The organism is Rappaport israeli, assembly GCF_001888055.1.
GTDB classification, from domain to species: domain Bacteria; phylum Pseudomonadota; class Gammaproteobacteria; order Cardiobacteriales; family Cardiobacteriaceae; genus Rappaport; species Rappaport israeli.
In genome coordinates, this window is record NZ_LXHZ01000004.1 from 109,491 (window position 1) to 121,637 (window position 12,147).

Here is a 12,147-nt window from a genome sequence, read left to right on the forward strand (position 1 = left end):
GGGCGCTGTGGGCAGTGGTTTGTAGGCTGAGGGTGAGGAGGAGGGGCGCTAGGGTTTTGAGGGTTTTAGTTGATAACATCATTTTTTTAATGGGTGGTTGTGGGAAATTAGAAAAGAGCGCCATTGTAGCGCAATGGCGGGAAAATCGCTAGGCGAAACATGGAGATGAGGCGGTATTTTGCCGTTTGTTGGTTTAGGGGTGGCGCAGGTCGTCGCCTGTGGCGTAGTAGAGGATGGCTTCGGCGATGTTCATGCAATGATCACCCACGCGCTCTAGCGCTTTGGCGGCAAACATGATGTCAACGGATTGGGTGATGTTGCGCGGGTCTTCTAACATGTAGGTGAGCAGTTGGCGCATGACGCTGCTGTAGTTGTCGTCTAATAGACTGTCGTCTTGAAAGATTTTTTGCGCGGCTTGGATGTCAAGGCGGGCGAGCATGTTGAGGGCGTCGCTTAGGATGCTTTGCGCTAGGCGCATGGTGGGGCGGAGTTCGCGCCAGAGTTTGCTGTTGGTGTCGACTTCATCGCGTGCCATAAAATGCGCAACTTTGCTGATTTCATCGCCAATGCGTTCGAGGTCGATGGCGATGCGTTCGCAGGCGGTGATGAGGCGGAGGTCGCCTGCAACAGGGGCACGCATGGCTATGAGGCTGATGGCTTCTTTGTTGATGGCGCTTTGGTAGTCGTTAACTTGTTCTTCAAGTGTTTGAACATCGATTAGGACGCTTTCATTGGCGCTGTTTTGTAGATATTGGCTGATGTGGGTGAGCTGTTGTTCGGTGAGTTTGCCCATTTGCATGAGGAGGTCTTGGAGGTGGTGGAGGCTGGTGTCAAAGCGGGTGCTGGTGTGGTTTGCCATGGTGGGGTCCTTTGGTTTGGGTGGATTAGCCGAAACGTCCTGTGATGTAGTCTTCGGTGAGGGTGTGTTTGGGGTGGGTGAATATTTGCTTGGTTTCACCAATTTCTATGAGTTTGCCTAGGTGAAAATAGGCGGTGCGCTGGGAGACGCGCGCGGCTTGTTGCATGGAGTGGGTTACGATGGCGATGCAGTAGTTCTGGCGTAGTTCGTCCATGAGTTCTTCTATTTTGCCTGTGGCGATGGGGTCTAGGGCGGAGCAGGGTTCGTCCATGAGGATAACGCTGGGTTTGACGGCGATGGCGCGGGCGATGCAAAGGCGTTGTTGTTGTCCGCCTGAGAGTCCTGTGCCAGCTTGGTCGAGGCGGTCTTTGACTTCTTCCCATATGCCTGCTTTGCGTAGCGAGGTTTCAACGATTTCGTCCATGTCGGCTTTGGATTTGGTGAGTCCGTGGATGCGCGCGCCATAGGCGATATTTTCGTAGATGGATTTGGGGAAGGGGTTGGGCTTTTGAAAGACCATGCCTACGCGACGGCGCAGGTGAACGACGTCTAATTTGGGGTGATAGATGTTTTGTTCGTCGATGGTGATTTCGCCACTGACTTTGGCATGGGGGATGATGTCGTTCATGCGGTTTAAACAGCGTAGGAAGGTGGATTTGCCACAGCCAGAGGGCCCTATCATGGCAAGGATTTCATTATCGCCTACGTCAAGGCTGACGTTAAAAATGGCTTGTTTGGCGCCATAGTGGACGTCGACGTTGCGGGCTTTGATTTTGGGGTCGTCTATAAAGGGATTGCCGACGGTTTCATGATGCTCTAGGTTGGTTTTTTGGGGCATGGTGTGTTCCTTTGAATTGGGTTTGAAATTACCATTTGCGTTCAAACTTTTTGCGCAAGATGACGGCAATGGCGTTCATGAGAATTAAAAAGCCTAGCAAGATGAGAATGGCGAGCGCGGTGCGCGCTGTGAAGGCGCGTTCTGGAAGGTCTGACCAAAGGTAGATTTGTACGGGTAGGGCGCTGGCTGGGTCTAGGATGGAGTTGGGCGCTTCGGCGATAAAGGCAACCATGCCAATCATGAGTAGGGGGGCGGTTTCGCCTAGCGCTTGTGCCATGCCGATGATGGTGCCTGTGAGTATACCAGGAAGGGCGAGCGGTAGGACGTGATGGAAGATGACTTGCATTTTGGAGGCGCCTAATCCTAGCGCGGCGGTGCGGATGGAGGGGGGACGGATTTTAAAGCAGCACGCGAGGAGATGATGATGGTGGGGAGGGTCATGAGGCTTAAAACGAGTCCGCCAACGAGGGGGGTGGAGCGCGGGAGTCCAAAAAATCCAATAAAAACCGCTAGCCCTAGGAGTCCGAAGATGATGGAGGGGACGGCGGCTAGGTTGTTGATGTTGGCTTCTATAAAATCGGTAAAGCGATTTTTGGGGGCGAATTCTTCTAGGTAGATGGCGGCAAATATGGCAATCGGAAAGGAGAGGCTGAGGGTAACGAGGAGGGTGTAGAGAGAGCCAAGGAGGGCACCTTTTATGCCAGCGTCTTGCGCAGAGCGCGAGTCGTTGGCGTGGAAGATGGTGAGGTTGGGGCGTTGTCTGATAGATTGGGTTTGGCTTAGGTGGGTGTGGATGGCTTGGAGGTTTTGGGCGCTGGTTGGGTCGTTGGGGGCTTGGGCGAGTTTGCTACTGGCTTGTAGCCAGAGGGTTTGGCGGGTGTTGAGGTGTTCTGGGTTGGCTTTGAGGGTTTCAAGGAGTTGGTATTGCGCGCCTGTGCTGAGTAGGCGTCGGGCGAGGGTGTGGTCGTCTAGGGGGGCTGTGAGGGCGTCGGGGAGTTGGTTTTTTAGGGATTGGTTGAGGAGGTGGTAGTAGTTGGCTTGGTTGATGGCTTGGGGGGTCGTTGCTGGGGAGATTGAGAAGTGCTGGGTCAAAATAAACTTCTACTTGAATTTGGGTTTGCAACATCGCTGGCATGGCTTGGCGAATAATACTGATAAAAAAACCAATAAGAAATAATAACGCTAGGCTAAGCGAGGCGATGCCGTAGTAGCGGAAGCGTTTTTCTTGGGCGTGGCGTTTTTTAAGTTGGGAATCCAGATGGTGCATGGTGAGTCTCTATTCGTATTGTTCGCGGTATTTTTTAACGACGTGGATGGCGTAGAGGTTTAGTAGGAAGGTGAGGACAAATAGGGTGAGTCCAAGTGCAAAGGCGGCGAGGGTTTTGGCTGAGTCAAATTCTTGGTCGCCTTGTAAGAGGGTGACGATTTGCACGGTTACGGTGGTAACGGCTTCTAGGGGGTTTAGGGTGAGGTTGGCAGATAATCCTGCTGCCATGACAACAATCATGGTTTCACCAATGGCGCGCGAGGCGGCTAGTAAGATGGCGCTGACGATGCCTGGTAGGGCGGCTGGGAGGATAACGCGGCGGATGGTTTCAGATTGGGTTGCCCCAAGTCCGTAGGAGCCTTCACGTAGGCTTTGCGGGACGGCGGTTAGTACGTCATCGGATAGGGAGGAAACAAAGGGGATTATCATAATGCCCATTACTAATCCTGCCGCTAGCGCGCTTTCAGAGGAGACGCTTAGCCCTATGGTTTGTCCAAGATGGCGCAGGAGGGGGGCGACGGTGAGCGCGGCAAAAAATCCATAAACGACGGTGGGGATGCCAGCTAGGATTTCTAACATGGGTTTTGCAAAAGCGCGTAGGCGTGGGCTGGCGTATTCTGATAAATAGATGGCGCTAAATAGTCCTAGGGGGACGGCGACAAGGAGCGCGATGCCTGAGATGAGTAGGGTGCCAATTAATAAGGGGAGGACGCCAAAAGAACCCGATGAGCCGACTTGGTCTGTGCGCATGGCGGTTTGGGGGCTCCAGAGGGTGTTTAAGAAAAAATTGCTGGGGCTGACTTTGTGGAAAAACTGCAAGGCTTCAAATAAGACGGAAAAGAGAATGCCAAAGGTGGTGAGGATGGCAAGCCCTGCGCAACTGAGCATGAGCCAGCGCAAGGCGCGTTCGACGCGTTCGCGGGCGGCAAATTCGGCGTTTTGGCGCCTGTAGGCGAGATATCCGCTTGCTATGGCGATGAGGGCGGTGAGTAGGGTGCGCCCAAGCATGAGGTGTTGGTGGGTGAGTTGGTAGTGCTCAAAAATGGGTTGGAGGGCGCTGGGGGAGAGGGGCGGTTTGGGTGTGGAAACGGTTTAGGATGCTGTTGGCGATAAGAGGTTGGAAGGATTCTGCATAGCCAGCCTCTTGAATGAGTTGATGGAGTTGATGGTTTAGGGTGTAGCGACTGATGAGGGTGTAGAGTAGGGCTAAGCCAAGCGCTGGAATGACGCTATATAAAAAGGCATAACTGCCATGGTAGATGGGCATGGAATGGAGAAATACTTTTCGCTGGCGGCGTAGTTCTTGCGCTTTGATGCGCGCGAGGATAAAAAAAACGCTCCCGACTAGGAGGGTGAAGACAATAAGCTGTAATGCAGAAAAATACATGGGCAGACGTCCTTAGGCGTTTAGAGAAGCTTTGGGGGGCTGAGTTGTTGGGCGTTTTGGCGTTGGTGCTGGAGTTCGTCTGCTTTGGGGGCGATGAGTCCAGCGGCGCTTAGGTAGCCGTATTCGCCGAGGGCGTTTGGGGAGAGGAAGGCGTTGACGTATTCTTTTAGTCCTGAGATAACGCCAATGTGGATGTTTTTGACGTAAAAATAGAGGGGGCGCGCAAGTGGATAACTGCCGTTTTTGATGTTTTCGATGCTTGGGGGGGTGTGGTTGATGTGTGCGGCTTGGATTTTGTCGCTATTTTCTTCAAGGAAGGCGTAGCCTAGGATGCCGATAAGGTCGGGATTTTCCGCCAGTTTGTTGACAATTAGGTTGTCGTTTTCTCCTACTTCGACAAAGGCGCCATCTTCGCGGATGCTTGGCAGATGGCTTTATGGGTGTTGCTGTCGTAGGTGTTTAAGCTTGTAAAACTTTGGCAGCCTTTGTCCATGGTGAGTTCAACAAAGGCGTCGCGCGTGCCTGAGCTTGGCGGTGGCCCTAGGACTTTAATGGCGCTTGTGGGGAGGCTTGGGTCGATGTCTGACCAGCGTTGGTAGGGGTTGTCGATGAGGTTTTTTGGATTTTGGGGGTCGGGGATTTGTTTGGCAAGCGCTAAAAATATTTGTGCGTTGGTGAGGTTGAGGGTGGGGCGGTTTTTTTGTTGCGCTAATACGATGCCATCATAGCCGATTTTAATTTCGCTGATGTCGTGGATGCCGTTGGCTTTGCAGTCTTCGCGTTCGCTGTCTTTGATAGGACGTGAGGCGTTGCTGATGTCGGGATAGGCGGCGCCTATGCCTGCGCAAAATAGTTTAAATCCGCCCCCTGTGCCTGTGGCTTCAATTTTGGGGGTGCGAAAATCGCTGGTTTTGCCAAAATGCTCCGCCACTAAGGTGGCGAAGGGGTAGAGGGTGGAGGAGCCAACGATGCTGATGTAGTTGCGACTTGTTTGCGCTTGGGCGCTTTGAGCAAGTAGCAGGCTAAGGATTAGGACAATGCGCATGATGTTGGCTTAGTGGGTTGCAGGAATATGGCTAAGGTTGCCCATGTAGGGTTGTAGGACGCGAGGAATGGCAATGCTGCCATCGGCTTGTTGGTAGTTTTCTAAGATAGCGACAAGGGTGCGCCCAACGGCAAGTCCTGAGCCGTTTAGGGTGTGGAGGAGTTGGGGTTTTTTCATGGTTTTATCGCGATAGCGCGCTTGCATGCGTCGCGCTTGGAAGTCGCCACAGTTGCTACAGGAGGAAATTTCGCGATATTTTTGTTGTCCTGCAAGCCAGACTTCGAGGTCGTAGGTTTTTTGGGCGCTAAAGCCCATGTCGCCAGTGCATAATGCCATGACGCGGTAGGGGAGTTCGAGCGCTTGTAAGATGGCTTCGGCGTGTGCGGTGAGTTCTTCTAGTGCTTGGTCGGATTGCTCTGGGTGGACGATTTGCACGAGTTCGACTTTGTCAAATTGATGTTGGCGAATCATGCCGCGCACGTCGCGCCCGTGTGCGCCTGCTTCTGCACGAAAGCAAGGGGTATGGGCAACGAATTTAAGCGGGAGTTGTTCTGCGTCGATGATGCTGTTGGCAACGATATTGGTGAGGCTGACTTCGGCGGTGGGGATGAGGTAGAAATCGCGTTCGCCTAGTTGGGTTTTAAATAGGTCTTCGCCAAATTTGGGGAGTTGTCCTGTGCCAAAGAGGCTGTTGGCGTTGACTAGATAGGGGACGTAGGTTTCTTGATAGCCGTGTTTTTGGCTGTGGGTGTCGAGCATAAATTGCGCTAGGGCGCGGTGGAGGCGGGCTAGGTGGTGATGTAAGACGACAAAGCGCGCGCCTGAGAGTTTGCTGGCGGTGGTGAAATCCAGTCCAATTTGTTCTAAATCGGCATGCTCTTTTACAGGGAAATCATAGTTGCGCGGTGTGCCCACTCGGCGGATTTCTATGTTGTCGCTTTCGTCTTTGCCAATGGGGGTAGTGGGGGCTGGAAGGTTGGGGAGGCTGGTTAGGAGGTCGTCTAGTTGGATTTGGATGGTTTGTAGTTTGGTATCAATTTGGCTTTGGCTGTCGCTTAGGACGCTGACTTGTTGCATGAGGTCGTCGCTGTTTTCGCCTTTGGCTTTTTTTTGCCCGATTTCTTGTGAGAGGGTTTTGCGTTTGGCGGCAAGTTGTTCGCTGTCTACTTGTAAGGTTTTGCGTTCGTTTTCAAGGGTTTGGTAATGTTCACGCGGGAAGGTGTAGCCTCGTGTTTGTAGGGCATTTATGACGGTTTCTAGGTCTTGGCGTAGGCTTTTTGCGTCAATCATGATTAAGTCCTTAACGATTAATTATTAACTATTGTGGGGATTAAATTAGGGTTGTCGGCTGATGGGGGTTTTTTCGATGTGGGTGATGAGGTTTTGCGCGTTGTAGTAGATGGTGGTGTTGCCTTGGTAAAGGTGGCGGTTGTCCCCTATGCGGTAGTGATAGAGGTAGAGATCGATATTGGGGGTGAAGGGGTCGGTGAGGGCTGGGCTGCCTAGGAGGCGGTGTACGTCTTCGCGGCTCATGCAAGGTGGAGGCGGTCAATGGTGCTGTTTTGATAGACGTTGCCTTGGATGATGTCGGGGCGATAAAGAAAGGGGTTATTGGTGCAGGCGCTAAGTCCTAGGGTAAGGCTTAGTAGTAGGCTTAGGCGGTGGAGGTGGTTCATGAGTTTTCCTTTATAGTCGGCAACAAGGCGCGCATTATAACCAAAGCAGGCGCAATGCGGTAGGCTAATCTGGGCGCTGATTTTGGGCGTTTTTGAGCATGGCGCGGGCGTGTTGTTGTGAGGTGGGGCTATCGGCTGAGCCAAGCATGCGCGCGAGTTCACGGATGCGTTGGGCGTTTTCTAGGCGGTGGACTTGGGTTTGGGTTTGTCCGTTGTGGTGGGTTTTGTCGATGAGAAAATGGGCATCGGCATAGACGGCAACTTGTGGGAGGTGGGTGATGCAGATGACTTGGCGAGTGGCGCTGAGGGTTTTGAGTAGGCGCCCGATGGTGTCGGCAACTTCGCCGCCTATGCCTGCATCGATTTCGTCAAAAATGACGGTGGGGACGGGGGCTTCGTCTAGGCAGGCGACTTCTATGGCGAGGCTAACGCGCGAAAGCTCACCGCCTGAGGCGACTTTTTGTAGGGGCTGGGGGGGATTGTCCAAGATTGGCGCAAAGGAGGAATTGGATGTCGTCTTGCCCGTGTTCGCTGGGGGTGTCGCTGGGGGTGAGGGTGATGTGGAAGGTGGCTTGGCTCATACCTAGTTGGCGTATCCAGTGCTGGACTTCTTGCGCTAGCGGTGCGCTGGCTTTTTGTCGAGCTTGGCGTAGGCGTTTTGTGAGGGTTTGGTAGTGGGTTTGGGCGTCTTGGAGGTGTTGTTGGAGGTGGTCGTTTTGCTGGTTTTGTTGGGTGAGTTGTTGGTGTTGGGCTTTTAGGGTTTGCCAGTGGGGGTGGAGTTGGTCGGGGTGGATGTGGTGTTTGCGCGCGAGGCTGTGTAGGGCGCTCATGCGTTGGTCGATTTGTTGGAGCGTTTGGGGGTCGTGTTCGGTTTTTTGGAGGTGTTTTTGGATTAGGTCGTGGCTTTCTTCTAAATAGATTTTGCTTTGTTGGAATAGTTCGTGCGCTTCTTCAAAGCGTGGGTCAAGCTGGCTGATTTTGCTAAGCATTTGCTTGATTTGGCGTAGGGTGGGGGCTAGGGCGTCGCTGTGGTCGTTTTGTATTAGGTTGAGTAGGTGTTGTCCTTGTGTGAGGATTTCATCAGCAGAGCTTAGGCTGGCGTGGGTGGCGCTAAGTTGGGTGAATTCATTGTTTTTGGGGGCGATGTGGTCGAATTCTTCTAGTTGGTAGTTGAGGAGGTTTAGGCGTTCTTGCTGATTTTGTTGTTGGGTTTGCCATTGGCTGAGGGCGTGTTGGAGGTCTTGGATTTGGTGGTAGCTTTGTTTGACTTGTTGTAGGAGGGCGTCGTTATCGGCGTAGCGGTCAAGGCGTTGGCGTTGGGTGCTGGGTTTTAGGAGGCTTTGGTTGACTTGTTGCCCGTGAATGCTGATGAGTTGTTCGCTGATGGTTTTAAGGGTTTTGCTGGTGATGGCTTGGTCGTTTATGAAGGCTTTGCTGGCGTTTGGGCGTATGTGGCGACGGATTAGGCATTGCTTTGGGGTGTCGCTGTCGTCTAGGTCGTTGGCTTGTAGGTGCTGCTCTAGTGCGCTGGGAATGGGGTAAAAATGCGCTTGTACGCTGGCTTTATTATGGGGGGGGCGAATAAGGCTGGCATCAGCACGCTCACCAAGTGCAAGACCTAGGGCGTCAATGAGAATGGATTTGCCTGCGCCTGTTTCGCCAGAAAGGACGTTAAAGCCTTGTTGGAATTGAATTTCGCTTTTATCGATGATGGCGAATTGTTCGATGTGAAGTGTTTTGAGCATGGTTTTTTTTTGGGTTAGGTGGGGTCGTCGGGGTTGATGCCCCAGTTGAGTTTTTGTCGTAGGCGGTCTTGGAAGCGGTAGTCGCTAGGGTGGATGACGGGTAGGGGGGTGCCACGGGTGATGAGGAGGCGGTCTTCAAGGGTTAGGGGATATTCTTCTTGTCCGTCAAGGGTGAGTTGGAGGTCTTTGAAGCTGTTAGGGCGCATGGTGATTTCAATTTCACTTTGTGCGCTTAGCACAACGGGGCGGTGATTTAGGCTGTGGGGGCAGATGGGGGCTGCGAGGATGACTTCAAGAGTGGGTTCGATGATAGGCCCGCCAGCTGAGAGGGCATAGGCGGTTGAGCCTGTGGGGGTGGAGAGGATGAGTCCGTCTGCGCGGTAGTGCGAGAGAAAGCATTGGTTGACGCTGACGTTAAGCTCTACCATGCGCGCCATTTTGCATTTGTGGATGACGGCGTCGTTGATGGCGTGAAGTTCAAGGGGTGGGGCGTGGGGGTGTTTGAGGGTTACTTTGAGGGTGGGGCGGGTTTCTAGGCGGTAGTTGCCTTCTAAGATGTGGTTGAGTTGGGTTTCGAGGCTTTCTTGTGGGAGGTCGGCTAGAAAGCCTAGGCGTCCGCTGTTGATGCCAACAAGAGGGATGGTTTGATAGATGAGCGCACGTCCTGCATGGAGGAAAGTGCCGTCCCCTCCGATAACGATGGCAAGCTCAATTTGATTAGACCACTCTTGAAGGGGGTATGCGTTGGGATGAGCGCGCAGGGTTTCGGGCATGGTGTCGGTGTCGAGGAGGACGTCGATTTGGCGACTTTGTAGGTGGTCTAGGACGCGGTGAATGATGTCGTCTACATAATCAGCGCCATATTTGCCAATAATGCCGATGCGGTTGAAATGGTTAGATTGCATGGGTGTTTTGGGTGATAAAAGGGCGGTTATTATAACGATGATTGCTGGGGGTGGGTAGATTATGCTGTTTTGGATTATTAGCCAATTAGGATATTGATATAAATGTTATTAAATGTTATTAAATGTTATTGATTTGTTTGTATGAGGTTGAGCCACTAGGTGTTTTTTGTTATTTTATTTTTTTATTTAGGAGTTTTTATGGCTTTTTTGATGAAAAAACATGCTGGTTTGGCGCTTATTTGGTGATTGTAACGCAAAAAAATAATCAGGAGTTGTTGAATAAGCTCAATGATGGTATCGCCAAGCTTAAGGTTGAGGGCAAAATTGATGAGATTTTAAACTATAGTCGAAGAATTGAAAAAGTATTACGGCGTTGGCTCGCCTTGCCGTACTATCTGTACTGTCTGCGGCTCGCCGTCTTGTACTACTTTTTCACTTCTCCAACTATATCATTTAGAAAAAACATCAACGGAAATGGTGGCGAAATAATCTTAGCTTGCTTTGAGATGAGACGGCGTGCTTTTGGGTACGCCGTTTTTTTATGGGCGAAGTCAATTATTCTTCTAGTAAGTGGGTGAAGGTGTTGCTTTGCGAGGCTGTGAGGATAAGTCTGTGAGTGGCGCGGGTCATGCCGACATAGATTAGACGTGCGACATATTGGGAGCGCTGGCTATCATCTGGACATTGTCCAATACCTGTTAGGATAACATGGCTATATTCAGAGCCTTTGCTACTGGCGATACTGCAAAGGGTGATGGTGGATTTGCTGTTGTTGTAGGTGCTTTTGTCTTTTTGTGAGAGCAGAAATTGTACGGGGATATTTTGCGCTTCGATGTGTTTATGGAGCGCTCTGGCAAAATCATTATGGGTGTAGAGAATGGCTATGTTTTGCGCGCTAATTCCTTTGTCAAGCCATTGTTGGAGATGGGTGAGGACGCCATTGAGTTCTTGGGTTTGGCTGTCGTAGTAATAAAATTGTGGTTCTATGCCTGTGCTGTTGCCACTGCTTTGTGGGGCAAGAATGGGAATGCTGTCGTCGTCGCTGTCGGTTTGGGTAAGGAAGTGTTGTACAAATTGGTCAGCGGTTGTAAGAATTTCGCGACTGTTGCGGTAGTTGATGCGTAAGATGCTGGTGCGTCCTACGGCTTTGATGCCAACGCTGGAGAGGGTGAAATTAATGCCTCTGCGGTTGTCATAAATGCTTTGGGTGTCGTCATATAGTAAAAGAAGATGATTATGGGCGGGGTCGGGCATGTAGGTGAGGCTTTTGAGCCAGTGTTCGGCAAAATCGTGTCCTTCATCTATTAAGACGGCATGGTATAGGTGATGGGGGATTTGTTTGTTTTCAATCGCTTGGCAGATGCTGTCGACTAGATTGTGGTAGTAGCTTTATTGCCTGTGATTTTGATGTTGTATTGGTCTCTTAGGGTCATGCACCAGCCGTGAAAATGGTAAACGTGGATGCGTTCGTCGTTGAGTTGTGTTTTGAGTTGTTGTGCAAGGACGATGTTAAAGCAAATAACAAGGACGGGTTTTTCTGGGGTGGTTTGTTTGGCAAGAACGCGGGCGCGATGTTTTAGCAGGACGGTTTTGCCTGAGCCTGAAACGCCATGTATAACGCGATGCCCATCGCCCATGGTGCGCGCAATGGTTTCTTGGTGGGTGTCCATGACGTGAATGAGGTCGGGGAGGGAGGGGGCTGGAGCGTTTGGACTGAATAAATCAAATTGTTGTTTAATGATAAATTCAGGGAAGATGTGGGCGCGAATGCGTTCGCTTTGGGCTTTGCTGAGGGAGCGTTCGGGGATAAAAGGGAGGAGGTTGTAAAGTTTTTCGCGAAAGGCTTGCGGGTCGATGTTTTTAAGGTCGAGGTCTTCTTGGTAGAAGGTTTTTTCATCAGGAAAGCATTTTTCTATGGCATCAATTTGTGGATGGTCTTTGGGAAGGCGTTTCCAGTTGCTCATTATTGCGCCGTATCCCCACGGCAGGGCAAGGTGTCCTTTATAGGGTTCGGTTTGACGTAGGAGCTGAGGGTCTTTTTGTAGAACTGTAATAATAGGGAGGAGGCAATCTCGCGCTTGTTTTAGTGGGTGGGTGCGGGTTTGTAGGGTGTCGTTTTGTTTGAGTTGAATTTGGTTTTGATTGAGGCTGTGGAGGTTGCGCCATGTCCAGTTTTTTACTTCTAAGGAGATAAGTCCGTAGCGTGGATGAAAAATGAGAAAATCAGGAAAACGACGCTGGGTGCCTTGGGTGGGGATGTCAAACCAAATGAGATGTTCATCATCTAGATAGGTGTTTAAAAAGGTGGCGACGCGTTTTTCGCCAGCGTTCATGTTTTTTAAAGGGGTGAGAAATGTTGCCATGGTTTTAAATTGTTATTGTAAAGTTTGGATATTGTAAGCATGGTTGGGCGGTATTAGCAAAG

Annotated in this window: 13 protein-coding genes and 3 pseudogenes; 2 read left to right on the top strand and 14 right to left on the bottom strand. The window is 51.3% G+C overall.

Annotation, left to right across the window (positions count from 1 at the left end; genetic code table 11):
• Nucleotides 1-193 precede the first annotated feature (193 nt).
• The 5 genes and pseudogenes from phoU to pstC form a co-directional block, all read right to left on the bottom strand.
• Nucleotides 194-859: a phosphate signaling complex protein PhoU gene (phoU, locus tag A5N84_RS01265; protein ID WP_072280966.1), complete on the bottom strand. Its 666-nt coding sequence runs from the start codon at nucleotides 857-859 to the stop codon at nucleotides 194-196.
• Nucleotides 860-884: 25 nt separating this feature from the next.
• Nucleotides 885-1,697 (bottom strand): phosphate ABC transporter ATP-binding protein PstB, encoded by an 813-nt coding sequence (gene pstB, locus A5N84_RS01270; protein ID WP_072280967.1) that lies wholly within the window; start codon nucleotides 1,695-1,697, stop codon nucleotides 885-887.
• A 28-nt stretch (nucleotides 1,698-1,725) separates the two neighbouring features.
• A pseudogene (pstA, locus tag A5N84_RS13175) lies at nucleotides 1,726-2,702 on the bottom strand (phosphate ABC transporter permease PstA); the annotation flags it as partial.
• Nucleotides 2,608-2,964, bottom strand: coding sequence for a DUF3333 domain-containing protein (locus A5N84_RS13180; protein ID WP_143324770.1), 357 nt, complete (start codon nucleotides 2,962-2,964; stop codon nucleotides 2,608-2,610). The pseudogene pstA and the gene A5N84_RS13180, both read right to left, overlap by 95 nt.
• 9 nt (nucleotides 2,965-2,973) lie before the next feature.
• Nucleotides 2,974-4,351: pseudogene (gene pstC, locus A5N84_RS01280) on the bottom strand (phosphate ABC transporter permease subunit PstC).
• On the opposite strand from pstC, the gene A5N84_RS12350 reads away from it, so the two are divergent.
• Nucleotides 4,336-4,464, top strand: coding sequence for a hypothetical protein (locus A5N84_RS12350; protein ID WP_269844232.1), 129 nt, complete (start codon nucleotides 4,336-4,338; stop codon nucleotides 4,462-4,464). The pseudogene pstC and the gene A5N84_RS12350 sit on opposite strands and share 16 nt — an antisense overlap.
• An 84-nt stretch (nucleotides 4,465-4,548) precedes the next feature.
• On the opposite strand, the pseudogene A5N84_RS10430 reads toward A5N84_RS12350, so the two are convergent.
• The 7 genes and pseudogenes from A5N84_RS10430 to A5N84_RS01305 form a co-directional block, all read right to left on the bottom strand.
• Nucleotides 4,549-5,396, bottom strand: a pseudogene (locus tag A5N84_RS10430) (substrate-binding domain-containing protein); the annotation flags it as partial.
• A 9-nt stretch (nucleotides 5,397-5,405) separates the two neighbouring features.
• The gene (gene serS, locus A5N84_RS01290; RefSeq protein ID WP_072280968.1) at nucleotides 5,406-6,686 is read right to left on the bottom strand and encodes a serine--tRNA ligase; all 1,281 of its coding nucleotides are present in this window, start codon (nucleotides 6,684-6,686) and stop codon (nucleotides 5,406-5,408) included.
• Nucleotides 6,687-6,731: 45 nt separating this feature from the next.
• Entirely contained in the window at nucleotides 6,732-6,929 is a 198-nt protein-coding gene (bamE, locus tag A5N84_RS01295) for an outer membrane protein assembly factor BamE domain-containing protein (RefSeq protein WP_072280969.1), read from the bottom strand.
• A complete protein-coding gene (locus A5N84_RS10170) occupies nucleotides 6,926-7,072 on the bottom strand; it encodes a hypothetical protein (RefSeq protein WP_158008611.1) in 147 nt (48 codons plus the stop codon). The genes bamE and A5N84_RS10170 overlap by 4 nt, the downstream gene beginning before the upstream one ends.
• A 64-nt stretch (nucleotides 7,073-7,136) precedes the next feature.
• Nucleotides 7,137-7,559 carry a DNA repair protein RecN gene (locus A5N84_RS09785; protein WP_143324771.1) on the bottom strand — a complete coding sequence of 141 codons (423 nt, stop codon included), beginning with the start codon at nucleotides 7,557-7,559 and terminating at the stop codon, nucleotides 7,137-7,139.
• The gene (locus A5N84_RS01300; protein ID WP_143324772.1) at nucleotides 7,513-8,817 is read right to left on the bottom strand and encodes a DNA repair protein RecN; all 1,305 of its coding nucleotides are present in this window, start codon (nucleotides 8,815-8,817) and stop codon (nucleotides 7,513-7,515) included. The genes A5N84_RS09785 and A5N84_RS01300 overlap by 47 nt, the downstream gene beginning before the upstream one ends.
• A gap of 14 nt (nucleotides 8,818-8,831) precedes the next feature.
• Nucleotides 8,832-9,722 carry an NAD(+)/NADH kinase gene (locus A5N84_RS01305; protein WP_072280970.1) on the bottom strand — a complete coding sequence of 297 codons (891 nt, stop codon included), beginning with the start codon at nucleotides 9,720-9,722 and terminating at the stop codon, nucleotides 8,832-8,834.
• A 239-nt stretch (nucleotides 9,723-9,961) separates the two neighbouring features.
• Between A5N84_RS01305 and A5N84_RS01310 the strand changes: the two genes are divergently transcribed.
• Nucleotides 9,962-10,300, top strand: coding sequence for a hypothetical protein (locus A5N84_RS01310; protein ID WP_072280971.1), 339 nt, complete (start codon nucleotides 9,962-9,964; stop codon nucleotides 10,298-10,300).
• Here the strand turns inward: A5N84_RS01310 and A5N84_RS01315 are convergent.
• Entirely contained in the window at nucleotides 10,278-10,976 is a 699-nt protein-coding gene (locus A5N84_RS01315; protein WP_072280972.1) for a 3'-5' exonuclease, read from the bottom strand. The genes A5N84_RS01310 and A5N84_RS01315 overlap by 23 nt on opposite strands.
• A gap of 116 nt (nucleotides 10,977-11,092) precedes the next feature.
• Nucleotides 11,093-12,085, bottom strand: a complete 993-nt coding sequence (locus A5N84_RS01320) for a nuclease-related domain-containing DEAD/DEAH box helicase (RefSeq protein WP_072280973.1) — start codon at nucleotides 12,083-12,085, stop codon at nucleotides 11,093-11,095.
• Nucleotides 12,086-12,147 lie beyond the last annotated feature (62 nt).

What these genes read in the sequence shown, in the direction of transcription:
- A5N84_RS01300 (WP_143324772.1), bottom strand. Translation starts at nt 8,817, where the DNA reads ATGCTCAAAACACTTCACATCGAACAATTCGCCATCATCGATAAAAGC.
- A5N84_RS01315 (WP_072280972.1), bottom strand. Translation starts at nt 10,976, where the DNA reads ATGCCCGACCCCGCCCATAATCATCTTCTTTTACTATATGACGACACC.
- A5N84_RS01320 (WP_072280973.1), bottom strand. Translation starts at nt 12,085, where the DNA reads ATGGCAACATTTCTCACCCCTTTAAAAAACATGAACGCTGGCGAAAAA.
- phoU (WP_072280966.1), bottom strand. Translation starts at nt 859, where the DNA reads ATGGCAAACCACACCAGCACCCGCTTTGACACCAGCCTCCACCACCTC.
- bamE (WP_072280969.1), bottom strand. Translation starts at nt 6,929, where the DNA reads ATGAGCCGCGAAGACGTACACCGCCTCCTAGGCAGCCCAGCCCTCACC.
- A5N84_RS12350 (WP_269844232.1), top strand. Translation starts at nt 4,336, where the DNA reads ATGCAGAAAAATACATGGGCAGACGTCCTTAGGCGTTTAGAGAAGCTT.
- A5N84_RS01305 (WP_072280970.1), bottom strand. Translation starts at nt 9,722, where the DNA reads ATGCAATCTAACCATTTCAACCGCATCGGCATTATTGGCAAATATGGC.
- pstB (WP_072280967.1), bottom strand. Translation starts at nt 1,697, where the DNA reads ATGCCCCAAAAAACCAACCTAGAGCATCATGAAACCGTCGGCAATCCC.
- serS (WP_072280968.1), bottom strand. Translation starts at nt 6,686, where the DNA reads ATGATTGACGCAAAAAGCCTACGCCAAGACCTAGAAACCGTCATAAAT.
- A5N84_RS10170 (WP_158008611.1), bottom strand. Translation starts at nt 7,072, where the DNA reads ATGAACCACCTCCACCGCCTAAGCCTACTACTAAGCCTTACCCTAGGA.
- A5N84_RS13180 (WP_143324770.1), bottom strand. Translation starts at nt 2,964, where the DNA reads ATGCACCATCTGGATTCCCAACTTAAAAAACGCCACGCCCAAGAAAAA.